The organism is Mucilaginibacter sp. P4_E8 (assembly GCF_056401495.1).
In genome coordinates this window covers 1-24,242 of record NZ_JBFUJG010000079.1, presented here as the reverse complement: position 1 = coordinate 24,242, position 24,242 = coordinate 1, and the positions used below count along the sequence as shown (strand labels likewise).

Below are 24,242 nucleotides of genomic sequence, written 5' to 3'. Positions count from 1 at the left end.
ATTGTAAGCTGAACAGCAAACGCTGACCATCAAATCCTGTTTTACCATAATACCCCAATTATTTTTACACGGTCAGTGTAAATTTTAAACGGCTTATTTTTTTTGTTAAATTCTAAGGCTAACGGGTGGCCAATATATCTAAGGCCTATAATTCCAATATTATTTTTATTCGGCTGCATTGTTATTATGAAGATTTAATTGGTTAGCTTGATATGCTGAAAATATAATGCGGATTACCCGAGCTAAAAACGGGTCAATTTACTGGTCGGTCACAGCTTCGCAAGCTCACTTACATGACCCATTTTAAAATAATTATTTTTTGAATTAAATATCAACCAAAGGGTTGGTAATTGCATAAGAGCATGCTTTATTACAATGCCTTTTTATATTATTAATATTTAATCGCAGACCAGTAATCTGACCTGCTCTTTTAAATTTAGAGCAATATTACGCTACCCGCACTCGCGGAGTTTTCTATTTTCGCTATAACTTTAATATGAAGTTTTGTGTAAGGCTTTTATTCATCAGAACAAAAAGGTTAATAATTTTTCTTTTGTTTTATCAAATGTATTTAATTGGTGTTCAATAATAAAGCAACTTTTCAAATTAACATAAAATTGTAATTTACCCCTGAATATTTACACTTGTTGTAAATATATTTATACAATAACTGTAAAGTATAGCATACCCAAATTCAGACTGATTAGTAAATTATTTTTTTGATTCAGGTTTTGCCAAGCTAATTAAAAGGGTGCCCATGTCTTTTAGTTTATGGATGCTTAATGTTAATTTTTAGGCAAATTATTGGCAAATATTATAGCGTGATTTGTATTTGTAATGTACTAAGCTGGTTACAATGTCAGCAATGCAGAAGCTCTAATTCTCTCATCACAACTCGCCTTTGGCTACCTGCTATACATTTATTCCCCAAACCTTTATTGGTAGCTTCCTGTTAATATTAGATGCTGACAGCATAACAATTGACTAAAAAGCCGAGTGAAAAAAAATTTTTTCGAAGTTGTCCAATTTCTATAATCTCAATCATTATTGGAGTATAATTTAATATTCAACAAAAATTAAAAACAAAATGAAACAAAGAGTTAATGTTTTCGAAAAAGGACAAGGTGCAATAAAATCGATGTATGGTTTAGGGATATACCTGGCTAAATCATCAGTGGAGCAATCGCTTTTAAATTTAATTTATTTCAGGGTGTCACAAATTAATGGCTGTGCTTATTGCCTTGACATGCACTCCAAAGATCTGCTTGCAAAGGGCGAAACCGGGCAGCGTCTTTTTGTTTTGGATGCATGGCGCGAAGCCCCTTTTTATTCTGAACGCGAGCGTGCTGCACTTGCCTGGGCCGAAGCCCTTACAAAACTTACCGGACCAGTTCCGGATGCCATTTATGAAGAAGCAAGTAAACAATTTTCTGAAGAAGAATTAGTCGATCTGACGATGGCGGTTATCACCATAAACAGTTACAACCGTCTTAATCTTGCTTTCCCTGCCCCCGCTGTTGTTGGAACTTACAAACCAGGTGCACACGCGATGTAAGTAAGATAGCATTTAATTATCGGGATATTTTGACGCAAATGGCAGTGTTGAGATTCGGCCCTTTATACATAGATCAATCACCTGTGAACAAAACCCGCTCTTGCATCAAGGCGGGTTTTGCAATTGAGTTTATAAACTCAATTGTAACAAGCTATATGCTTTTTGACAGAGTTAACACAAAGGTAATACGGGTGCATTTATTTTGCCGGTGGTTCCCAAAGACCCACAAAATATCATGTTAAAAAAATCAATAATACTTCATATGCTTGCCGTGCTTTTCGTGGCATCAGCGGCAAATGCCCAGGATCAGTCAAAACCTAAAGAGCTAAAAACAATAATCGTTTTTTTTGATGGCCTAAGACCTGACTATATTACACCCGAAGCAATGCCTAACCTGTATGCGTTCAGCAAGCGGGGGGCATATGGTAAACAGCACCATAGCGTTTACCCAACGGTAACCCGTGTAAACTCATCGGCATATTCAACAGGCAGCTATCCGGCCAAAACCGGCTTAATGGGCAATACAGTATATTTTCCGGAAGTGGATAAATTAAAAGGGTTAAATACAGGTGAGGCGGAAGACCTGAACAGGATCACCAAGGCTACAAACGGCAATTTACTCACAGCCATATCGCTGGGCGAATTATTACAGGCCGCGGGCAAACGGATGATGGTTTTTAGTTCGGGCTCAACCGGGCAGGCATTGCTGCAAAACCATAAAGTTAGCGGCGGCGCTATTGTTAACCCATCCTTGATCCTTCCCGAATCGTTTAAAGATACCGTAGTGAACGCTATTGGCCCGATACCTGAGCATGCAAAACCTAATACGCCGCAGCATAAATGGGTAGCTGATGCATTGATCAGATTTGGCCTGGCAGCAAATGGGCCGGATGTAAGTGCTATTTGGTTTTCTGACCCTGATGGTACGGCACATGAAGACGGTATAGGCGCAGAAACATCCATGGCTTCCATCAAATCTGTTGATCATGAGTTTGGCCGCATCCTGGATTCGCTGAAAAGTAAACACCTTGATCAAAGTTTTAATATCATCGTTTCTGCCGATCATGGCTTTATAAGCCATGCAGGGGGCGGCGCCAATGTGGTAGGGCTGCTTATTGCTAAGGGATTGAAAAAGGATAAGTTATCAGACGATGTAGTAATGGCCGATGGCGCTATTTATGTAAAGAATCATGATAAGGAAATAATTAAAAAGATAGTAGCTGTTTTGCAGGAACAGCAATCTGTTGGTCCGGTGTTTACAAAAGGCGTTAAGAAAGGTGATTTGAAAGGTTGAGTTAATGGTACGCTTTCTTTTGAATCCATCCACTGGGATCATCCAACCCGCTCCGGGGATATACTTACAGGTGGAAACTGGGACGACCGTAAAAATAAATTCGGGTATGCTGGCACAAGTTTTTCGGGTGGTGTTGCTGGTCACGGTGGGTTTAGTCCTTACGAAGTACATATTGCCTTGCTGGCCTCAGGACCAGGTTTTAAAAAGGGTTTTGAAAGTGAGTTGCCAACTTCAAATGTTGATATAGCACCTACAGTACTGCACCTGCACAATCTCCCGGTGCCGCAGCAAATGGACGGCCGGGTTGTATATGAACTGTTAACAGAAAAGGTGCCGGCAACTGCTCCTTTAAAAGCCAAAACAGACAGTATAGTAACCGAAGTAAATGAGCCCTGGGGAACTTACAAACTGATGCTGTATCGCAGCATATTAGGTAAATATATTTATACCGATTATACCAGTACAACCCGGGTTTTAAAAAAGTAAGTTATAACATTGTGCAATTTGTCATCCCGAGGAACGAAGGATCTATTATAGGATTATGTAGCAGAGCAGATGCTTCACTGTCGTTCGGCATGACAAATGTTTTTTAAAGGCAACGTAAACTTATTTGATCATGATGCCAGCATCTTTAAAACCGGCCAGATCTGATATAGACGGATCTTTTTCGGTGATCAGTGCATCAATGGCATTGGCGGCACATACATAGTATGGATCCGATGCGCCTATTTTTTCATAGGTAGATAAGGCTATCACGTGTTTTGAAGTTTCAATCATGGCCCTGTCAACCAGGCTTTCCTCGTAAGTAAAGCCGGTTATACCAATTTTTAAATCAATACTGCAAATTCCTAACAGGCATATATCGGCTCTGAAATTACGGATAGCTTCGATGGTTTCATACCCGGTTGTTGAAAAGCTGTGTTTATTAAGCTGTCCGCCAATAAAAAATACATTTACGTTTGGGTATTCTTCTAAAACCGATACGATTGGAAAGCAGTTGGTTATAACAGTAAGGGAAATGTCTTTAGGTAATGCATCCATTACAGCCGTGGTTGTTGTACCAGCGTTTGCCAAAATAACCTGTCCGGGCTTAATAAACTCTAATGTTTTTTGGGCTATTACCTTTTTATGTTGTGTGTCGATATTTTGACGCTCTTTAAAATGGGGATGCACAGGCGAACCAATGATGGCCCCTCCTCGCACGGCCTTCAATAAGCCTTTATCAGATAATTCTTTGATATCTCTCCTTACCGTATCTGTTGATACGTTAAGCAACTGGCTTAGGTCATCAAGAATAACTTTATTGTCTTTTGAAATTTGTTCTACTATTTTTTGAAGTCTTTCCGCTTTCAGCATAAACAAATATAGGTTATAAATCAATAATTGCAAATTGTTGCAGTTTTATTATAATTACCTGCAATTAATTGAAATATATTGCATAATATTGCAATATGAAAACATTGAAAAGAATCGCTGTAGATATGGATGGTGTGCTGGCCGATACCGACACACATTTTATAACCTGGTATTATAATGCTTACGGGGTACAGGTTCCGTATGAACAATTGTTAGGAAAGCCCGAAGGCGAAGGTTTCCCTGAAAARGGGGCCATCCGGAAATTTGCATTCTCTCCGGGGTTTTTCCGTACGCTCCCGGTAATGCCCGGAGCGGTCGAAGCCATAACAGCGCTAATGGAGGACTTTGAAATTTATATTGTATCGGCTGCTATGGAATTTCCGCAATCGCTTGCCGAAAAACATGCCTGGCTGCAGGAACATTTTCCTTTTATACCATGGAACAATATTGTTTTTTGCGGCGATAAAAGCATAATCAATGCAGATTATATGATTGACGACCATCCTAAAAATCTGGATAAATTTGAAGGAGTAACCATTATGTTTAATGCAGCCCATAACACTAACATCACCCACCATCAACGGGTTGTATCATGGCAGGAAGTGCTTAATTTATTAAAAACCGTGGAAGCTCCATATTTAATTAATAGTAACGGTGATCTAACCTAATATAAACCTTTACGAAATCATTTCATTTAATAAAGGTTAAATAAAATACCTGAAAGTTTAACAATAAACTCTTGTCGAATTAGCACTTTATTCATTGTAGCTAAATAGTTTAGGGTTAAACTATTGCCTTATGAATTTCAGGTCCCTAAGCATTCCCAGCGTTGTTGAACGCTACAACTAACCTTTGATCAATGTAGTTTCTGATCCCGAAAAATGCATACAGCTTTATGAAGCGGGTGCAGGCTATCTGGGGCTCACGCAGGGTTATGCCCCTTATCGCAATCTTAACAGTTCACCTTCAGGACCTGATTAAGCGGAAGTATTAAATCATTCTTCATAAAATTATTCCCTTTACCAGGAAATTGCAAAGCCGCTCTACTTTTGTAGGGCGGCTTTGTGTTTGTATAAGATTGTAAATGTTTTGCCCTTATTCGGCATCATAGATAACTACCTTTTCAAATAAAACACGAAACTCATCTAAAAAGGCTTTGTGCAGTGGGTGAACCTGGTAAACATCGTGCGCGGCAAGATCCTCAAAAAACAGTATCAAACTAAAAGTATAACTCGTATCCACAACAGCACGCTCAATAGGAGCAGGTGTGCCGATATGGAATGTTTTTACAACCTCAATGTTTTCTAAAGTTTGCAGGCCATTACGAAAGGCCAGTTTTTGTTCTGTGGATGTATCGGCTTTGAGCCAGAATAATACGTGGTGTGCTATCATTTTTTGTTTTTTCGGCAAATGTAATGAATAGGCGCTTGTTGCCGGATGAAAAAAACAGACCTATTTATGTAGAGACGTATCACATGTGTCTCCCTGTTGATTAGAGATGCATGTGATACGTCTCTACATTAAAATCCAATCTTTCGAACACTTATGATGTTATCACCGAACCATTTTTAACAGATTATTTAACTCCCACTTAAGCTAAAATCGAAATAGATAAAGCAACTTTGCATTTATATAGCTTAAAAAATTATGCAAAGAAGATCGGCGCTGAAAAATATTGGGGGATTGCTTCTGGTTCCCTCCCTGGGTTTTGCTAATACCTCAACAAAAAAACAACCGGTTTTAAGGGTGGCTCATTTAACTGATATACATCTTAAAAATAAATTTGATGCTCCGGCCCGATTTGTAAAGTGCCTGCACCATGTACAGCAACAAACCCCAAAGGTCGACCTGATATTAAATGGCGGTGATGCCGTGTTTGATATGAATAAAGAAAACCTAAGTACCATTAATGATCAATGGCAGCTTACTAAATCGACCATGAAAGCAGAGTGCAGCTTGCCTGTCCATTACTGTTTGGGTAATCATGACATTTGGTGGAACGAGAACGATAAAGGGCAAGCCATATACGGAAAAAAATATTCCATGGACCAGTTAGGGCTGGTTAAGCCTTATTATAGTTTTACTCAAAGTGGATGGAAATTTATTATACTGGATAGTGTTCATTTAGATATTGACAACACCTGGTACATAGGCAAATTAGGCGAGGAACAATTTGCCTGGCTCGAACAGGAATTGAAAACTACCGATCCTGCTATGCCGGTACTGGTCATGACGCATATCCCTATTTTGACCGCTACTAACCTGATAGAAGATAATACGGTTAACAAATGGGTAATGCTGGGTGGCGATATGCATACCGATAATGCTAAAATAATCAGCCTGTTTTATCAGCACCCTAACGTTAAACTATGCTTAAGCGGCCATATTCACCTGCGCGACAAAGTAGTTTATAACCATGTTACCTATATATGCAATGGCGCTGTGAGCGGAGCCTGGTGGGAAGGTAACAGAAGGGAAACTGCCCCCGGCTATGGTCTCCTTGACCTGTATGCCGATGGCAGCTTTACCGAAGATTACGTTAATTATTAATGCAGCTTTTTAATAGAGGAAGCAAATATATCAACAGCAGTTTCCAGTTCTTTAGGGTTCATGGACGCGAAACCCAGCCGTGCATAATGTAATGGTTGGGTTTTGTCTTGAAAATAGCTTTTACCATCACTCATAGTAAGGCCGTTGGCTGCCGCTTTTTGGGCTACCTCATCGGCTTTGATACCGTTTAAATAGTTTATCCAAACCGCAAAGCCACCATCCGGAATTTTAAAGCTGATGTGCCCGGCAAGCTGCTCCTGAAGCAGACTGCAAAATATATCGCGCCTTTCATGGTACACTTTATTTGCTTTTTTCAGGTGACGGCTGATGTCGCCATTTTTTAACAGGTTGGCCATGGCTTCTTCCAAAAGTAATTCGCCCTGCCTGTCAATAAGCCTGCGCAGCCTTGTGGCCTGATCAATGAGGTTAGGCGGCGCCACCATAAAGCCTATGCGGATACCCGGCGCAATGGTTTTACCGAATGACCCGATATAAACTATACTACCGTAATAGTCGGCGCTGGCTAAAGGCAATATAGGGCCGCTGGAATAGTGGAAATCATAATCGTAATCGTCCTCAATAATAGCGAAGCGGTACTGGTGGGCAAGTTCCAGCAACCGCATGCGCCGTTCGGCGCTTAACGTTACCGTAGTGGGGCGATGATGATGCGGAATTACATATACCAGCTTTACCTTTTTCTTTTTACAGATAGCCTCTACCGCGTCCAGGTCGATACCGCATTCATCAACAGGCACCAGCGCCACCTGAGCGCCTGCCTGTTCAAAAACATTATTTGCTTCCGGATATCCCGGGTCGGCAGCTATCGCCGTATCGCCTTTTGAAAGCAGGATCTGGGCGGTAAGGTACAAGGCCATTTGCGCGCCCTTGGTAATCAGCACATGGTTAGGGTTAACCTGCAGGCCGCGGGTTTCGCTCAGGAAACTGGCAAGTTCTATCCGCAGATTTTCTGAACCATGCTCCGGACCGTACATCAGATATTTGGATGTAAAATGATAGTTGGCAAAACGGCGGTATTCGCGCACTATGAGCTCAACCGGGGCCAGGCGAGTATCAGGGAAACCTTCATTAAAAACAAGGTGAGTGTTGTTGGCCGGTTTAAACTGCAGCGGATACGGGATCTTATTGTCATCGACATAAAAATGGGTTTTCGATGCCATGCCGCTTTTCTCGACGGTTTCCAATAAAGGGCGTGGGGTGATATCAGGCAGGTTTTTAGCTACAAAAATGCCTCTTCGGGGGTAAACTTCAACCCAGCTTTGCGCATACAATTCATCATAAGCCGCAACTACCGTTTGGCGGTGTATCGCTAATTTTTTGGCGAGTACTCGGCTGCCGGGTAAGGCAGAGCCGGGTTTTAGTTTCCCCTGCCTAATGTGGTTTATTATCCCATTAGCTATTTGAAGGTATACCGGTGTTTGAACCGATTTATCAATGTTTATGAGGTTTTCTGTCAGTAGCATACTGGTCTATTTGATTGGTAATTTCTTTCATATAAATATAGGCCAATTGATTTGATAAATCAAAGACCGTGGACCATCTTGTTTGTTATTTGTGGACCAGCTGTATGGTCCAATTCGTGCTTACCTTTAGGTATTATTTATTAAATCCTTACCATTATGCAACTCATTCAAAGTTTTAAACTGCCCTCCCTGTATCTCCGTATAGCTATTGGCTCTGCTTATTTATGGGAAGTTGCTGATCGTTTAGGTGTATTGGGAGCCAACGGTAAACCACATGTAGGCTGGGGCGATTGGGCTCATTTTGTAGCTTATGCCCGTCAGGTAATGAGTTTTTTGCCGGCATCACTGATCCCTGCTTTTGCAACCCTGGCCACTATTGGCGAAGCTGTTTTTGGTTTTTTGATCCTGATTGGCTTGTTTACCCGCATGGCCGCCATAGGCAGCGGAATTTTGGGGTTTTGTTTTGCAATAGCCATGGCCATATCATTTGGTATCGAATCGCCGCTGGGCTATTCTGTTTTTACCCTGAGCGCTGCCAGCTTTTTATTGGCCACATTACCATCTTATGCATGGAGTACCGACTCCTGGCTTTCACACATAAAAATTAACAAACAATTGAGTGCTTATCAGAATATGAACAGCGCCGAAGCAATTTTAAACCACAAATAAAATGAAAATATTAGTTATAAGCATTTTGATCCTTTTTTTATCACACCAGGGTGTATTACATGCGCAGGATCATGATCACATGAATACAAAGGATAAAATAACAGAAACCTACCTGCTTAAGACCTTGCTGAATCAACCCGGCATCAGCAATAAAGAAGTGCAAATGCTGGTGGTAACTTTTCCGCCTTCAAGTGTATCGGCGGCTCACAGGCACCCGTTCCCAACCTTCGGTTATTTGCTGGAAGGTGAACTGGAATCAACATTTGAGGGTAAAACATACCATTACAAACCGGGCGATTCATTTTATGAAAAACCTAATGGCCTGCACGCGGTAACTAAAAATAGCAGTCCGGATAAACCCGCAAAGCTGTTAGTATTCTTTATCGCCGAAAAAAATAAACCTACTTCTGTACCTGTAAAAAATTAAACAACATGGAAACTTCATCATCATCAAATAAACCATCAACCCTTTTCGTAGTTATCGCATTTGCTATTGTATATGTGGTATGGGGTTCAACCTACTTTTTTATTCAGATGGCCATACATGGCTTTCCACCTATGCTGTTGGGAGCCCTGCGCTTTTTTACCGCAGGCATATTATTGCTTATATGGTGCAGCATCAAAGGCGATAAATTATGGGTTAAAAAAGATATTATCACTTCGGGCATTAGTGGTTTGCTCATGCTTTTTGTTGCCACCGGGATAGTAATATGGGCAGAGCGTACTTTACCCAGCGCTATGGTAGCCATTATGGTATCCGCCAATCCAATTTGGTTTGTAATATTGGATAGGGTAAACTGGAAGATCAATCTTAAAAGCAAAACAACCATTGCCGGCCTCTTGTTTGGTTTTGCGGGAGTGGTATTACTATTTGGCGAAGCGATAAGCAAGTCGCTTGTGGGTGCTATAAGTCATGCACAATTAAATGGTTTGCTTTTGCTGCTTGCAGGACCAATCGCATGGTCTGCCGGTTCTCTATATTCTAAAAAAAGAGGAAGTGATGCTCCTGCCCGTGTAAACACCTCATGGCAAATGATCATTTCGGGCCTGGCATTTATACCTGCCAGCATGTTTAATCATGAGTTTCAGTCATTTCATTTTAGCCAGGTGCCATTACAGGCCTGGTTAGCAATTGGCTATCTTATCCTGTTTGGTTCCATAGCTGCCTTTAGTGCCTATGTATGGCTGTTAAAAGTACGCCCGGCCACACAGGTTAGCACACACTCTTATGTAAACCCGGTTATCGCGGTGCTGTTAGGTATTTTGTTTGCCCATGAAGATATTTCAGGATTGCAAATATTTGGTTTATTGGTGATATTATTCAGCGTATTGCTTGTTAATATGGCCAAATATGGAAAATTTACTATATCACTGTCACATTTTCCATGGAGTATTCGTAATAATAAGACAAAGAGTTCTTTGAGCGCAGCTCATGACAACAAGATATGTCTTAATCAATCGTAATACTATCTAAAAAAACAATTGCATGTCTACCAAAAAAATCAACATTACCTACTGGGTATTCACTGGCCTTTTACTGGCTTTTATGGGGCCCGGCGCTATTCTTGATCTGCTATCCACGCCCGAGGCACTTGCCGTGTTTAAGCATTTGGGTTATCCGGCTTATTTATCACCCTTTATGGGGGCTGTTAAATTACTGGGGGTTATAGCCATATTAATTCCCGGCTATCCAAGGGTTAAGGAATGGGTTTATGCCGGATTTGTTTTTGACCTTACAGGGGCCATATTTTCGGGCCTTGCCGTAGGCGACTCACTGCTACAGGTATCTCCAATCCTGATCGGGTATATTTTGATAGCAGGTTCTTATATTTATCATCATAAAAGGCTAAATATAAGACCGGTAAGGTTGAGTGTAGTTTAGGCTGTTAATATGCATTTTCGAAATTGATGAGCCAATGGGTCCCAAACTTGTCGGTAAGATCGCCAAATATGGCGCCCCAAAAAGTGTCTTCAAGCGGATGTGTTGCTTCACCATCTGTTGATAGCTTAGCGTAAATGGTTCTTGCTTCTTCTTCGCTGTTGCAGTTCAATAACAGCGAAACTGAATTTCCTTTTATCAAACCCGTTTCTGGCACCATGTCAGAGGCGGCAAGCACAATAGAACCATTAATAAGCGTGGAATGTACGATGCATTTTTCCATACATGGCGGCATGGGTTCGGTAATCGGTAGCCCTAATTCGCCAACTGTTTGAATGATCAGTTCGCCGCCGAGGCATTCTTTATAAAAGGTCATTGCCTCCAGGCAATTGCCATTAAAGGTTAGGTAAGAATTGATATTTGCCATCTGAATATCCCTTTTTTGTGCACAGTTTGATTGACAATACAAAAATGAGTGTTGTAACGCAAATTGATAGGGGGGCAATACGACAATTGAGCGGGTAATTACCGACAAAATTAAAGCCGCCCTGTGCTAATTAAACAGGGCGGCTTTAATTTTAATAGGTGACTGTCAGAAGTACGAAGTAATCCCCGACTTACAGAGTCGCTCTGTATAGCATAGAGATTGCTTCGTCCCTCACAATGACGCGTATAGTTATAGGTGCTTTTTAATAAGAAGTCTATTGCTTTGCAGCCCAGGCGTCCATTTTCCCTTCAAATACGGCAAGCGGCATGGCACCGTCTTTTAAAACCTGGTTGTGGAACTCTGCCAAATCAAACTTGCCGCCCAGCTGCTTTTCATATTTAGTGCGAAGCTCCCGTATTTTAAGGGCCCCCATTTTATAGCCCAATGCCTGGCCAGGGATGGCCATATAGCGCTCAATTTCGGCAGTTGCACCTTGTTCACTTATTGCCTCGTTATCCATCATGTATTTAATAGCCTGTTCACGGGTCATGCCTTTGGTATGGATAGCCACATCAACAACTAAACGGATAGCGCGGTGTATTTCATCGCCCAGGGCGCCCATATATTGATATGGATCGGTATATAAGCCCAGCTCCTTACCTAATGATTCGCAGTATAATGCCCATCCTTCTACATAAGCATTTTCATTGCCATCAAACCTGCGGAATTTTGGCAAGGACGTGTTTTCCTGCGTTAAGGAAATTTGGTAATGGTGACCCGGAATAGCTTCATGCAGGAATAATGACTCCATGCCTGATGTAATGTTGAACTTGGTAGCATCAAGTATCGGCACATAAAATATACCCGGCCTGCTGCCATCAGCGGAACCCTGGTTGTATTCGGCACTTGCTGATGCTGCACGGAATGCCTCGGTTTGCCTGATCTCGAAAGGCGTTTTTGGCACATGGTTAAACATTTTTTTCAGGTTGGGTTCCATGCGTTTGTGGATATTCTCAAAAGCATCCAAAACCTCTTTGGGAGTTTTATAAGGCGTAAACTTAGGGTCGGTTTTCATGTATTCAAAAAACGCTTTCAGATCGCCTTTAAAGCCAACGCTGGTTTTAATGCTATCCATGATGCCGCGAATGCGGCTTACTTCCTTTAAGCCTATCTGATAAATTTCTTCGGATGTTTTATCGGTTGTGGTTTGTTGTTTTACGAGGTAAGTATATTTGGCAGCGCCATCAGGCAGCGATGAATAGCCCGATGTAGTACGTGCATGAGCAAGGTATTCGGTTTTTAGATAGTCTGCCAGTTTTTTGTAGGTAGGACTTATAACGGTGGATATGGCCTTTTTATAAGATTCTGTTAACTGCTTTTTATCAGCATCCGAAAAATCTTTCGGCAAATTAGTTATAGGGCCATAAAACAAACTCTTGGTTGGATCGGTAACTACCAAATCCTCTAATTCAGGAATGGCTTTTACAACCAGTGCCTTAGGTAAAACCACGCCTGCTTTAATGCCTTTGTTAAAATTGCTGATGGCGGTATCGGCCCAGACAGAAAATGCCGAAACACGTTTTAGCCAGTCGTTGTAATCTTTAACGGTTTTAAATGGCTGTGCGCCTGAGCCCGAACCTAACTGCCCCATAGTGAGCGGCAAAGCATAAAATTGGTTAAAAGGCATATATTCAAAATGATTTTTGAAACCATCAATGGCCAGTTGTGTCTCGTAGATAAAAATATCATACGAAAGCTGATCAGCCTCACTCAGGTCCTCGCGGTTAAAGTGTTTAACCTGATCAAGGTAGTTGGTATAAAAAGTTTTGGCTTTTGCTAAAAATTCTGCCGAACCATCATTGGGAAGCTGGTCGTTATAGCGGTTATCGCCAATGTAAGTGGCATTAAGCGGATATAGCTTTAGTGACTCCTCAAAGTAATTATCAAATACTTTGGCAAGCTCTTTACTATCTGTTTTGGATGAATTTGTTGTTTTGGGCTGATTACAGGCTACTAATATGGCCGCAGCAAAAAGGAATAGGAAGGTTTTTCTCATTTTAATGAATGCTTTATAGGTAAAGCTAATAAATGAAAGAGAGAATTTTAAGTCATGCCGAATTTATTTCGGCATCCCACATGCTAAGCATCAGTATATATGTAGTGTTGGCCTGCCTTGTGAGATGCTGAAACAAGTTCAGCATGACAAGCTTATTGTTTTACTTGATCCCCATTTCCTTTTTCAAAAACTGACCGGTAAAGCTATTTTTTACTTTGCACAATCCTTCAGGAGTGCCTGAAAACAGTATATTGCCACCACCTGAACCACCTTCGGGGCCCAGATCAATAACGTGGTCAACTACCTTAATTACATCCAGGTTATGTTCAATCACCAGTACGGTGTTTCCTTTGTCAACCAATTGATACAAAACACCTAACAGTACGTTGATATCCTCGAAATGCAAGCCGGTTGTAGGCTCATCCAGTATATAAAAAGTGTTACCGGTATCTTTTTTAGAAAGCTCAGTCGCCAGCTTAACACGCTGTGCCTCGCCACCTGATAGGGTGGTTGACGACTGACCCAAAGTGATATAACCCAGACCAACATCGTTCAGGGTTTTTACCTTACGGTATATGGCCGGGATATGCTCAAAAAATGGCGTGGCATCCTCAATGCTCATGTCTAATACATCGCTGATGGATTTGCCGCGGTAACGCACTTCCAGCGTTTCGCGGTTGTAGCGCCTGCCGCCGCACTCCTCACAAGGTACCTGTACATCGGGTAAAAAGTTCATTTCAATCACTTTCATGCCTGCACCCTGGCAGGTTTCACAACGACCACCTTTTACATTGAACGAAAAACGACCGGGTTTATATCCTCTGATCCTTGACTCCGGTAAAGCCACATATAGGTTACGGATATCTGAAAACACCCCGGTATAAGTAGCCGGGTTTGAGCGTGGCGTACGGCCAATAGGTGTTTGATCTATCTCAATAACCTTATCAACATTTTCCAGCCCTTCAATTTTTTCATAAGGCAAGGGATGCTTTTTGGCTCTGAAAAAATGATGGTTCAATATAGGATATAATGTTTCGGTGATAAGGCTTGATTTACCACTGCCGGATACACCCGTAATACCTATCAATTTACCCAACGGAAAATCAACAGATACTTTTTTAAGATTGTGGCCTGTTGCTTTTTTAAGGCTTAATATTTTTCCGTTGCCTTCTCTCCTTTTTTCGGGGATAGCTATGGAGCGTTCGCCGTTAATGTACGAAGTGGTAAGTGTATGTTCTTTCATGAGTTGAGCCGGGGTGCCTTGCGCAACTATCTGTCCGCCGTGTACACCTGCGGCCGGGCCCATATCAATTACATGGTCGGCTTCCAGTATCATGTCTTTATCATGCTCCACCACTAACACCGTATTGCCCAGGTCGCGCAGGTTTTTAAGGGCATTTATTAAACGCTCATTATCGCGCTGGTGCAGGCCGATGCTTGGCTCATCCAGTATGTACATAACGTTCATTAACTGGGAGCCAATTTGCGTGGCCAGCCTGATACGTTGAGCTTCGCCGCCCGAAAGGGTTTTAGCCGTACGGTCGAGCGTTAAATAGCTCAGGCCAACATCAAGCAGGAATACAATACGTGCCCTGATCTCCTTTAATATTTCTTTGGCTATAACATTCTGGCGTTCAGTTAGCCTGTCTTCCAGGTTGGTGAACCATTCCTGCAGGGTACGGATATCCATACAGGCCAGTTCAAATATATTTTTGTTATCAACCTTAAAATGCAATGATTCCTTTTTCAACCGGGCGCCGTCGCAAACCGGACAGGTTCTAAGTACGCGATAGTTTTCCATATCGTCCATACCTTCGTCACCGCGGCGTTCCTGCTGCTCTTCCAGCATCCGGATAATGCCATCAAAAGTGATCTGGTAGCTCTGTACGTTCCATTTATTATACTCCACGGCAACGGTAATCATCTCCGGCGATCCGTTCAGGATGATATCCAGTTGCTCCCTGGTCAGTTTTTCTATCGGTGTTGATAAAGAGAACTCATACTTTTTGGCCAGCGATTTCAACACCTGGAATATCCAGGTTTCGCGGTACTCGCCAATGGGGGCAAGGCCGCCGTTCAGGATGCTTAGTTTTGGATTAGGGATAACCGAAGCTTCATCAACCTCAAAAATATAACCTAAACCATTACATTTTTCGCAGGCACCATAAGGCGAGTTAAAGGAGAATGTATTAGGCTGAGGCTCATCGTATGATATGCCCGATACCGGGTCCATCAGGTATTTACTGTAATAGGCTACATTATTGTCCTTATCGCCCACCCGGATAATGCCTTTGGCAATTTTAAGGGCAGCTTGTACTGATGTATATAAACGCTTGCTATCTTTTTCGCTCACCACCAGGCGATCAACCACAATATCAATATCGTGTATCTTGTAGCGGTCAACCTGCATTTTGGGTTCTACATCGGCCATGGCGCCGTCAATCCACACCTTAAGGTAACCTTGTTTGCGTATTTGCTCAAAAAGTTCGCGGTAATGGCCTTTACGGGCTTTTACCACCGGGGCCAGGATATTAACCGGTTGCCCGTCGAATTTTTCGGTAATGGTTTTCAGGATCTGATCTTCAGACATGCGCTCCATCTTCTCGCCGGTAGTATAGGAGTAGGCATCGCCGGTACGGGCAAAAAGCAAACGCATAAAATCATAGATCTCGGTAATGGTTCCTACGGTTGAGCGTGGGTTTTTGCTGGTTGTTTTTTGTTCAATAGCAATAACCGGGCTCAAGCCCGATACTTTATCCACATCAGGCCGCTCCATGCCGCCCATAAACTGGCGCGAGTAGGCCGAAAATGTTTCCATATAACGGCGCTGCCCTTCGGCATAAATAGTATCAAAGGCCAGTGATGATTTTCCGCTGCCGCTTAGACCGGTAATTACCACCAGCTGGTTGCGCGGAAAAGAAACGTCAATATTTTTTAAGTTATGTACCCTGGCGCCATAAACTTCAACTTCGCTTTGTTCGCCCAGGTCAACAGTAGTTTCGTTCATCATGTATTATCGGTACCAAATATATTAAACCCGGGTAAACGGGCTTGGTTTTAAAAGCTTACGTAAATTGTTTGTGAGATAGCGGCCTTTAAAAGCATTGCTAAAAAATTACGCAAAGATACAGAAATTGGTGCAGATTTTTATGGTAAGCATGTCAGCATAAGGTTAATATTTAGGTTATTAAATGAGTGCATTTTTAGGCGGATAGGTAGTAAGAGCTGGTTTTAAGCAGCAGATTACAAAATCTACCAACGCTTGACTTACTAACTACAAGCGGGTGCTTACGTTAGTGGAGGTGCTAATTCTTCTTTAACAAAATGTAAATCCTGTTTAAGATCATAAACATGGTGAGCAGAAATAAAATTAATAGGAAATAAATTCCGGTCGTTAAAGCTTCATAAAGTATTCTTTGCCAAACAATTATATAACAGCCATCCAGATACGAATACAAAATTAACGCCACAAGTAAAAATAGAGAAACCAAAATATTAAAAGAGATATTTATATGTACCTCCTTAACAAAAAGCCCTTTAAGTGTATCATTGGATGCATCTTGCTCTAATTTATCCATTAGTCCGTATATTATAGCAAGTAGATTAAAGAGAAACCCGCCAATTATAGATACAGATGTTATCAAATCGGAAACATGCTTTGATAAATTAACATTAAAATAAACAAGCAAAATCCCGACACAAAAGGGCAATAAGAAAAATAATACAAAATCCCAAAATGAAATTCCATTATTATCGGAATCTATCCGTTTGAGAGTTTTTAGGTGATCAACAATGATTTTACCTATATTAATTCGTTGAAACATTTGGAGTCAAAGTTAACATGTCGTTGATTAAACTTTCGGACACCTTTACTAATGATTCGGCCGTTGGTTCATTGTTGTCAAAATCCAAATCATCTGAAACTTCTACATCTGGCAATGTTCTATTTTTGGATAATATGTGAAATGTTTTCCTTTTGCCCTTTAATTCCATTTCAAATTCAATCTCATCTAAGCTGTCCAGTCCATCACTAAGTTCTACTACACTATTTTTATGTTCCGCATTATAATACCGCTTTATGAAATCTTTCCAATAGCTACTTAGTGACGATGAAGACCTAATGGAGGTAGTTAAAATTCCTTTTTCTTTCTTTAATCCATTTTCATATAGATCTTCGATTGTACTGGGAATCGATTTTTTTATAAAATCAATATTTTTTAAGTTGCCCATTTCCATCATTCGCTCAAAAACTCTATTATTAAGCATGTTATAGATCCCAGCATAATACTGGTGGTATCCTTTCTCCTGTAAATAAAGATTTAAAGCCTTTTGAATCGATCCTTTAGCACCAAGATCTCGCTTTCTTTGTAAAATTAAATATCCAAATGAGGAATTTATCGGAAGTTGTAAATAAAAAAATAAATTTCTGTAAGTTATATCTGTATCTGGATCCGATGCGAATTTAGTTTCAGTTTCACCAGCAGTCCGCACTTTATAACGATCTCCACCAACACCACTGGAAATATATCCATATAAAACTCGCGCATGTTTATCATGCTTAACTGGTTCATCCAGGGTTATATGAAGGGCAATGTTGTCATTATAAGCATGGGTTTTTTTAATATTTTGATATATATCATCGGCAAAATCCTTGAAAAAGTCGAAGAAATCATCCTTGCCATTAAAGGTCTTTAATAATACTTCTGCTTTTCTATCATGTAATTTTAGACTAAAGGTCGACAAATAGATTTTTTTGGCCATGATTGTGGTTTTAGGTTGTGTTTTATAAAGATACAATCTTTGTTAAATTAAAGACATTTGAGGACAAAAAACTTCTTATCTGGTTAAATGTTCTTTAAATTGCTATATGGATAGTTTTAAGCGTACAAATCCGGATGTGAAAGATCAGGACAAAAAAAAGGCCGACCTTCCATCCTGGAAAGTCGGCCTCGGGGTGCTCCGTAATGTAATCTTTAATTAATTATGACACTGAATGTCAATATTAATTAAAGTTCAGCAACGGCGTAGGCTGGGTCATAGCAAAATAATTATTATACCCATACTTTTTTGGTTGCTGGATAATTGCTTTCATGGCCACAAGCTTGTAAATGTATGAACCGGTTTCACGGTTCAGGCTCATGCGAAAATAATTATCTTCATTTTGTTTGTTAATAGCCCGTTCAAGCTTAATGGATCCGTTGTTGTAAGCGGCCGCCGCCAGTGTCCAGCTATTAAATTCACCGTATAGTTCCTTGATATACTTGCAGGCTGCAATGGTTGATTTACGCAGGTTATTACGTTCATCAACACCATGGCCCACTTTTAGTCCGTAAGTACGCGCGGTACCAGGCATAAACTGCCACAGACCTCTTGCCCCTTTTGGTGATGTACCTTCGCAAAGGCCCGATTCAACCAGCGGGATGTACTTAAAATCATCGGGAATGCCATAAAGCCTTAAAAGAGGTTCAATAACGGGGAACCATTTTTCGGCTTTTCGATGCAGTATGTTTGATTGCACGGTTTTGAAAGTATGCTGTTTAAGCGATGTTTTCAATTTTCGTGTAACCCTGGCATCGTTAACTGGTAAGGCTTCGTTTGCAAAACTATATGCATTTGCATTGCTTTTTAAAAAAATAAATTTCGAAGTCCAATGGCTAATATTTCCATTATTTACAACCTTTTCAGTTATGGTTGTGCTGAAAATATTAAGCTTTGAAATGAGAACCAGCACCAGCATTACGGAGCACGTAAGTAAGTGTTTTTTGATCATTTCTTTTTTTATCATTAACTATACATTTAGGTAAAATGTGCTGCAAAGGTATGTCATACAATTCACATAATCAAATACTTAGCTTTTTGCTAACTTTTTTAGTTGTGGTTTTTGGTTCAAAAACGGGCTTTAAAACTGTTTAAACCCGGTTTTTGAACCGCACAAAATTTTTGCTTTTTTTGATCAGATTTTGCCAAAAAAGCGTACCTTTGACCCTCACGCTGCGAAAGCGCAAAACAAAAAAATATGGTATTTAAGAGACCAACAGGTAGTCGCGACGACAAGCCCAAGAGAACAGCGGGCCGGAGCTCAAGAGGCGACGATAAACCTAAAAGACCTGCAACGGCTAAAGGCAAAGCCACTCCAAACGGAGAGAAAAAGAAATTCACAAAGCCAGAACCCAAACCTTTTCAAAGCAACAGGTTTAGTGATGACAAACCTAAAAGCAGTTTTAGGGACGGAGCATCATCAGGCGATAAAAAATCATCATCAAGACCAAGACCTTATTCTGGACGCCCAACCGGCGAAAGCAGCTTCAGGGATGGCGCTTCATCTGGTGATAAAAAATCATTTTCGCCACGTAGCAAGCCTTACTCAGGCAGGCCAACTGGTGGCGATGATGAAAGACCAAAAAGAAGCTTTGGCGCAAGTTCGGCTGCCGGTGACAGGAAACCTTATTCAGGCAGACCATCATCAGGCGAAGACGAAAGACCAAAAAGAAGTTTCGGAGGCAGCTCTGCCGGCGAAAAGAAACCCTACTCGTCACCGCGTACCAGAACATCATCAAACTCTGAAGATAGGCCTAAAAGAAGTTTTGGTGCTGAATCAAACGGCGACCGTAAATTTGATGCCGGTTCAAAACCAAGGGAACGCTCAACCGATAAGAAATTTGGCGACAGGCCAACCGAAGGTGGATTTAAAAAACGCGAAGGCGCTGCTAAACCATATTCGGGCGAAAGGCCACCACAACGCAAACCAGTATACGATAAAATAACCAAGGACCTTGATGCTCCGGTTAAAACTTTACGCGGCCGTAAAAAATCTGCTGAACCTAAAGCCAAGGATGATGGGCTTATCCGCCTTAACCGTTATATTTCAAACGCGGGCATTTGCTCACGCCGCAAGGCCGATGAGCTGATTATTGCCGGTGTAGTAATGGTTAATGGTGTAGTTGTTGATGAACTGGGTGCCAAGATCGACCCGATGAGGGATGAGATCAAATACAATGGTGAAACCCTGCGACGCGAAAAAATGGTTTATGTATTATTGAATAAGCCTAAAGACTATATAACTACTACCGAAGATCCGCAGGAACGCCGTACTGTAATGCACCTGGTTGAAAAAGCCACCAAGGAACGCATTTACCCTATTGGCCGTTTAGACAGGAACACTACCGGTTTACTTTTAATGACCAATGATGGCGAACTGGCTGATAAGCTGTCGCACCCACGCAGCAATGTTACCAAACTGTACCAGGTTGAGCTGAGCAAAAGCTTAACCCAGGGCGATCTGAATAAGATAGGTTTCGGTATTGAGCTGGAAGATGGTTTAATAAAACCTGATTCGGTATCATACGTTGCCGGCGGTTCAAAAAGAGAAATAGGTATACAGATACACAGCGGTAAAAACCGCATTGTACGCCGTATATTTGAAAGCCTTGGTTATGAGGTAGTAAAGCTTGACCGGGTGGTTTACGCCAACCTTACCAAAAAGGATCTGCCGCGCGGCAGGTGGCGTTACCTGGATGAAAAAGAGATCATTCAATTAAAACACTTAATAAAATAAAAAAACGCCCTGTTTATCAGGGCGTTTTTTGTTGGTTTTATTAACTTGCGCTCTGTAACCAATTTCATCCCACATGAAAAAAATTGTTCTGATCATCGCTTTGTTATCGCCGTGGTTTATTTACGCGCAAAATAAATCAAATAAAAAAAAGGGTCCTTCAACCTATGATCTGGTCATAGGTACTTATACCACAGGTAGCAGTAAGGGGATTGCGGTTTACCGCTTTTATGCAGAAAATGGCCGCCTGGCTTACCTAAGTCAGATTGATGGGGTAGATAATCCTTCCTATTTAACGTTAAGCAGTAATAATAAATTTATTTACGCTGTAAATGAACTGCCCAAAGGTGAAGTGAGCTCCTTTTCGTTTGAGCCTAAAACCGGTAAAATGGTGCTTATCAACAAACAGCCCTCAGAAGGTGCCGACCCTTGTTATATAGCAGTTGATAAAGCGCAGAAAAATATTTTTGTAGCCAATTACAGTAGCGGCACTGTAGCCGTATTGCCTTTAGGTGCGGATGGCTCCATAGGCAAAGCTACCCAAACCCTGCATGATGCCGGCCATGGTCCGAATAAAGAACGGCAGGAAGCGGCGCATGCACACATGTCTATACTATCGCCCGACGAGAAATACCTGCTATATAATGACCTGGGTACTGATAAAGTAAATGTGCTCCGTTATAAAGCATCAAAAGATAAACCTCTTGAGCCGGCGACTCCTTCGTTTGTGAGTGTGACCCCGGGCGACGGTCCGAGACACCTCGAGTTTTCGCTGGATAAAAAGTACGCATACCTGGCAACTGAAATGGGCTCGAACGTTCATGTGTTTGATTATGACAATGGAAAGCTAAAGCAAAAACAAACAGTAAGCCTGCTGGCCGAAGGGTTTAAAGGGCAAACTGCGGCAGCTGCCATACATTTATCTCCCGATGGACGCTTCTTGTATGTTTCAAACCGTTTGGAGACCAATGAAATTATTGTTTACTCCATAAACCAGGCAACCGGCGAACTTACCTTTGTTCAGCGTCAATCGTCGTTTGGTAAAAACCCGCGTGATTTTGCTATTGACCCAACCGGTAAATTCATGATCGTAGCTAATCAAAACAGTGATAGCATATATGTATTCAGAATTGATAACGCCACCGGCAAACTGACACCCACTGGCTTTAAACTGGATATAGGTAATCCGGTATGTTTAAAATTTGCACCAGCCTTGTAAGCTAAAAGCTTAAGGCGGAAAGCCAAAAGCTTTAAACGATATAAACAGAGAAAGCTCAAAGCAAAAAGGACAATTTCCTTTTCGCTTTGAGCTTTCTGCTTTAAGCCTTCGGCTTAATTCGCTTTGGTAAACGAATAAATAATGTATCCTGTTCCGCTGCCAACGGCAACCGGCGATTTCAGGGTCATTGCTGATCCATCATTACTGGCTATATCCAGGCGGTAACCTTCGGCAACATTTTTGGCTTTATCACCTTCAAAAAGTTTTTTAAACTGAAATTGTGTGCCCGTGGTGCCGCCGTTGTAAACAGACCAAAAAATAGTTTGTGAATTACCGTTTGCTAAAGTATACACCCCATTGCCGCTGTTTGTTAATTTCCATGTGCTGCCAACAAAGGCTTCGGGAGGTGCCTGATCAAATACATTTTGAACCGCGTTTTGAACCAGACCATCGTAACTAACATTGTTTAATGTCCATGTGCCAACAAATTTACCACGTGATACATTGCTCGAAACCGTGTTTTTAGGAGCAGAACAAGCTGATAAAACAACAATAAGTGATAGGATTGCGATTGAGGTTTGAAATATTTTTTTCATGACTGAGGTTATTTTTAATGCTTAAGAGCATAAACCCTGCCAAATATGATTTTACACCTTAATTGTTTTTGAGTTTAAGTTTCTTTTGAATTTCCTTTAATCGCTTAGTAATAGTTTCGGTTACCTGGTCGGCTTCTTTAACTTTGCTAAGGCTGTTGGCAACACTTTGGTTGGCCTTTTTTGAAAATAAGGCTCGGCTTAAATTTATTACTGTTTTCATCGGCTATATAGGTAAAAGGTAGTGTTGTTATACGAATGACCCAAAAGGAAGGTTGCGCGTCAATGAAGTTAAACTAATGGTCCAGGTTAACGCTGAATTGTATTCAGAAAATTGATTAGCTGATCCATAGCTCTGGCGCGATGGCTTATGCTGTTTTTTTGTTCCATGCTCATTTCGGCAAAAGTGATGTTGTAGCCATCCGGCTCAAAAATCGGATCATAACCAAAACCTGCTGTGCCACTAGTGCCGGTACAGATTTGCCCTTCTACTGTTCCGTCAAAAAAGTGCTCTTCCCCGTTCCATATTAATGATATAACCGTACGGAAGCGGGCTTTACGATTGGTTTCGCCGGTTAAATTTTGAAGCACTTTGCTGATGTTGGCAGCATGGTTACCATGTTCACCTGCATACCGTGCCGAATAAACGCCAGGCTCGCCGTTTAAAGCGTCTATTTCCAGTCCACTGTCGTCGCCAAAACAGTTCAGTTTATATTTCTGATAGATGTAGTTACTTTTGATCGATGCGTTTTCTTTGAAAGTTGTACCTGTTTCCTCAATATCATCGGTACAGCCAATATCATTCAGGGTTAATAATTTAAACTCACCTTTTATTTTAGCAGCCACTTCTTCCAGCTTGTGGCGGTTATTTGTTGCAAAAACTAATTGCATTTTTGGGGGATTAAGGATTTGGGGATAAAAGACAAAGGACTTTGGAGTTAAAACGTTGAGCCAGGACTTACAAAGTTTTCATCTGTTCCCAAAAGGCTTTTTTGTGATCAACACTATCCATCATTTCGCCAAAGCTAAAACTATATAAGCCGGTGATACCGCCTAAAGGTTTGGGGGCATTTAAAGTTAACTGGGCAATGCCTTGCGGCAAGGCGCTTTTGCCTAATACTAACAGTTTAGCAGGTTTAAAAAACTTTACCAACTCATCGTATTGCGCATTGGCATGCCGGGCCAGGTTTACAATGGCAATATCATCTACACTTAAATCCTTTCGCTTAATAATATTGGTAAGGGCAGCTAAGTGGCTGTCGTCAATAAACTCCAACTCGGGATAATGAACCAGTATCAAAAAGCTTTTTAAATTTTGGCCCAGATAATTAAAATTAACGGCCTGCGTTTTTACTTCAGGTAGCGGTTCTTCAATAATGGGATCAACAACCAGTGTTTTTACTTCGGGTATAGGTGCTTCAATTACGTGATCGGGTATGGCCTTTTTTTCATACAGCGTTTTATCCGCACTTAAAAGGTAAAGCTCATCCTGTAATATAAAGCGCAGGGCAACCGGATTTTCAACTTTCACTTTAACAAATTTTAACCAAAAGTAGTTAAACGGTTTCAAGCTTTATAACCATATTAGCACAATTATAAGCTGTTGTATTT

The 24,242-nt window shown here is 41.2% G+C and carries 23 protein-coding genes; 11 read left to right on the top strand and 12 right to left on the bottom strand.

What is annotated here, in order from left to right; translation table 11 throughout:
* The first annotated feature begins 1,087 nt into the window (after positions 1 to 1,087).
* From AC1DRQ_RS21555 to AC1DRQ_RS21545, 3 genes are all read left to right on the top strand, one after another.
* Positions 1,088 to 1,555 carry a carboxymuconolactone decarboxylase family protein gene (locus tag AC1DRQ_RS21555; RefSeq protein WP_477426777.1) on the top strand — a complete coding sequence of 156 codons (468 nt, stop codon included), beginning with the start codon at positions 1,088 to 1,090 and terminating at the stop codon, positions 1,553 to 1,555.
* A 235-nt stretch (positions 1,556 to 1,790) separates the two neighbouring features.
* Positions 1,791 to 2,849 (top strand): alkaline phosphatase family protein, encoded by a 1,059-nt coding sequence (locus tag AC1DRQ_RS21550; protein ID WP_477426776.1) that lies wholly within the window; start codon positions 1,791 to 1,793, stop codon positions 2,847 to 2,849.
* Positions 2,850 to 3,026: 177 nt separating this feature from the next.
* Positions 3,027 to 3,335 (top strand): hypothetical protein, encoded by a 309-nt coding sequence (locus AC1DRQ_RS21545; protein WP_477426775.1) that lies wholly within the window; start codon positions 3,027 to 3,029, stop codon positions 3,333 to 3,335.
* 120 nt (positions 3,336 to 3,455) lie between these two features.
* Here AC1DRQ_RS21545 and AC1DRQ_RS21540 read toward each other — a convergent pair whose 3' ends face one another.
* On the bottom strand, positions 3,456 to 4,205 hold the full coding sequence (locus AC1DRQ_RS21540) for a DeoR/GlpR family DNA-binding transcription regulator (protein WP_477426774.1): 750 nt from the start codon (positions 4,203 to 4,205) through the stop codon (positions 3,456 to 3,458).
* Positions 4,206 to 4,300: 95 nt separating this feature from the next.
* Between AC1DRQ_RS21540 and AC1DRQ_RS21535 the strand changes: the two genes are divergently transcribed.
* Complete coding sequence (locus AC1DRQ_RS21535; RefSeq protein WP_477426773.1) at positions 4,301 to 4,873, top strand: 5' nucleotidase, NT5C type; 573 nt, start codon at positions 4,301 to 4,303, stop codon at positions 4,871 to 4,873.
* Positions 4,874 to 5,300: 427 nt separating this feature from the next.
* Here AC1DRQ_RS21535 and AC1DRQ_RS21530 read toward each other — a convergent pair whose 3' ends face one another.
* Positions 5,301 to 5,597, bottom strand: a complete 297-nt coding sequence (locus AC1DRQ_RS21530) for a Dabb family protein (protein WP_477426772.1) — start codon at positions 5,595 to 5,597, stop codon at positions 5,301 to 5,303.
* Between the two features lie 255 nt (positions 5,598 to 5,852).
* On the opposite strand from AC1DRQ_RS21530, the gene AC1DRQ_RS21525 reads away from it, so the two are divergent.
* Positions 5,853 to 6,755: a metallophosphoesterase family protein gene (locus AC1DRQ_RS21525; RefSeq protein WP_477426771.1), complete on the top strand. Its 903-nt coding sequence runs from the start codon at positions 5,853 to 5,855 to the stop codon at positions 6,753 to 6,755.
* On the opposite strand, the gene pdxR is transcribed toward AC1DRQ_RS21525, so the two are convergent.
* Positions 6,752 to 8,236 (bottom strand): MocR-like pyridoxine biosynthesis transcription factor PdxR, encoded by a 1,485-nt coding sequence (gene pdxR, locus AC1DRQ_RS21520; protein ID WP_477426770.1) that lies wholly within the window; start codon positions 8,234 to 8,236, stop codon positions 6,752 to 6,754. The two genes, AC1DRQ_RS21525 and pdxR, sit on opposite strands and share 4 nt — an antisense overlap.
* Before the next feature lie 156 nt (positions 8,237 to 8,392).
* Here pdxR and AC1DRQ_RS21515 point away from each other — a divergent pair, with 156 nt between their 5' ends.
* The 4 genes from AC1DRQ_RS21515 to AC1DRQ_RS21500 are packed head-to-tail and all read left to right on the top strand — an operon-like array spanning position 8,393 to position 10,787.
* A complete protein-coding gene (locus AC1DRQ_RS21515; RefSeq protein WP_477426769.1) occupies positions 8,393 to 8,905 on the top strand; it encodes a TQO small subunit DoxD in 513 nt (170 codons plus the stop codon).
* Between the two features lies 1 nt (position 8,906).
* A complete protein-coding gene (locus tag AC1DRQ_RS21510) occupies positions 8,907 to 9,332 on the top strand; it encodes a cupin domain-containing protein (protein WP_477426768.1) in 426 nt (141 codons plus the stop codon).
* Positions 9,333 to 9,337: 5 nt separating this feature from the next.
* Positions 9,338 to 10,369: an EamA family transporter gene (locus tag AC1DRQ_RS21505; protein ID WP_477426767.1), complete on the top strand. Its 1,032-nt coding sequence runs from the start codon at positions 9,338 to 9,340 to the stop codon at positions 10,367 to 10,369.
* A gap of 22 nt (positions 10,370 to 10,391) precedes the next feature.
* Entirely contained in the window at positions 10,392 to 10,787 is a 396-nt protein-coding gene (locus AC1DRQ_RS21500; protein WP_477426766.1) for a DoxX family protein, read from the top strand.
* A gap of 4 nt (positions 10,788 to 10,791) precedes the next feature.
* Here AC1DRQ_RS21500 and AC1DRQ_RS21495 read toward each other — a convergent pair whose 3' ends face one another.
* The 5 genes from AC1DRQ_RS21495 to AC1DRQ_RS21475 form a co-directional block, all read right to left on the bottom strand.
* A complete protein-coding gene (locus tag AC1DRQ_RS21495; RefSeq protein WP_429398971.1) occupies positions 10,792 to 11,211 on the bottom strand; it encodes a VOC family protein in 420 nt (139 codons plus the stop codon).
* A gap of 274 nt (positions 11,212 to 11,485) precedes the next feature.
* On the bottom strand, positions 11,486 to 13,267 hold the full coding sequence (locus AC1DRQ_RS21490) for a DUF885 domain-containing protein (RefSeq protein ID WP_477426765.1): 1,782 nt from the start codon (positions 13,265 to 13,267) through the stop codon (positions 11,486 to 11,488).
* 160 nt (positions 13,268 to 13,427) lie between these two features.
* Positions 13,428 to 16,274 carry an excinuclease ABC subunit UvrA gene (uvrA, locus tag AC1DRQ_RS21485; protein ID WP_429399231.1) on the bottom strand — a complete coding sequence of 949 codons (2,847 nt, stop codon included), beginning with the start codon at positions 16,272 to 16,274 and terminating at the stop codon, positions 13,428 to 13,430.
* 800 nt (positions 16,275 to 17,074) lie between these two features.
* Complete coding sequence (locus AC1DRQ_RS21480) at positions 17,075 to 18,028, bottom strand: hypothetical protein (RefSeq protein ID WP_477426764.1); 954 nt, start codon at positions 18,026 to 18,028, stop codon at positions 17,075 to 17,077.
* A 241-nt stretch (positions 18,029 to 18,269) separates the two neighbouring features.
* Positions 18,270 to 19,052: a lytic transglycosylase domain-containing protein gene (locus AC1DRQ_RS21475; protein WP_477426763.1), complete on the bottom strand. Its 783-nt coding sequence runs from the start codon at positions 19,050 to 19,052 to the stop codon at positions 18,270 to 18,272.
* 231 nt (positions 19,053 to 19,283) lie between these two features.
* Here AC1DRQ_RS21475 and AC1DRQ_RS21470 point away from each other — a divergent pair, with 231 nt between their 5' ends.
* Both AC1DRQ_RS21470 and AC1DRQ_RS21465 read left to right on the top strand, forming a co-directional pair.
* Positions 19,284 to 20,822 carry a pseudouridine synthase gene (locus AC1DRQ_RS21470; RefSeq protein WP_477426762.1) on the top strand — a complete coding sequence of 513 codons (1,539 nt, stop codon included), beginning with the start codon at positions 19,284 to 19,286 and terminating at the stop codon, positions 20,820 to 20,822.
* A 73-nt stretch (positions 20,823 to 20,895) separates the two neighbouring features.
* Positions 20,896 to 22,038 carry a lactonase family protein gene (locus AC1DRQ_RS21465; RefSeq protein ID WP_477426761.1) on the top strand — a complete coding sequence of 381 codons (1,143 nt, stop codon included), beginning with the start codon at positions 20,896 to 20,898 and terminating at the stop codon, positions 22,036 to 22,038.
* A 113-nt stretch (positions 22,039 to 22,151) separates the two neighbouring features.
* Here the strand turns inward: AC1DRQ_RS21465 and AC1DRQ_RS21460 are convergent, their stop codons facing one another.
* The 4 genes from AC1DRQ_RS21460 to AC1DRQ_RS21445 all read right to left on the bottom strand — a co-directional run bounded on the left by AC1DRQ_RS21460 (position 22,152) and on the right by AC1DRQ_RS21445 (position 24,162).
* Entirely contained in the window at positions 22,152 to 22,634 is a 483-nt protein-coding gene (locus AC1DRQ_RS21460; RefSeq protein ID WP_477426760.1) for a hypothetical protein, read from the bottom strand.
* A 58-nt stretch (positions 22,635 to 22,692) separates the two neighbouring features.
* On the bottom strand, positions 22,693 to 22,854 hold the full coding sequence (locus tag AC1DRQ_RS21455) for a hypothetical protein (RefSeq protein WP_429398965.1): 162 nt from the start codon (positions 22,852 to 22,854) through the stop codon (positions 22,693 to 22,695).
* Between the two features lie 86 nt (positions 22,855 to 22,940).
* Positions 22,941 to 23,522: a non-canonical purine NTP diphosphatase gene (locus AC1DRQ_RS21450; RefSeq protein WP_477426759.1), complete on the bottom strand. Its 582-nt coding sequence runs from the start codon at positions 23,520 to 23,522 to the stop codon at positions 22,941 to 22,943.
* A 67-nt stretch (positions 23,523 to 23,589) separates the two neighbouring features.
* Positions 23,590 to 24,162 carry a hypothetical protein gene (locus AC1DRQ_RS21445; RefSeq protein WP_477426758.1) on the bottom strand — a complete coding sequence of 191 codons (573 nt, stop codon included), beginning with the start codon at positions 24,160 to 24,162 and terminating at the stop codon, positions 23,590 to 23,592.
* Between the last annotated feature and the right edge of the window lie 80 nt (positions 24,163 to 24,242).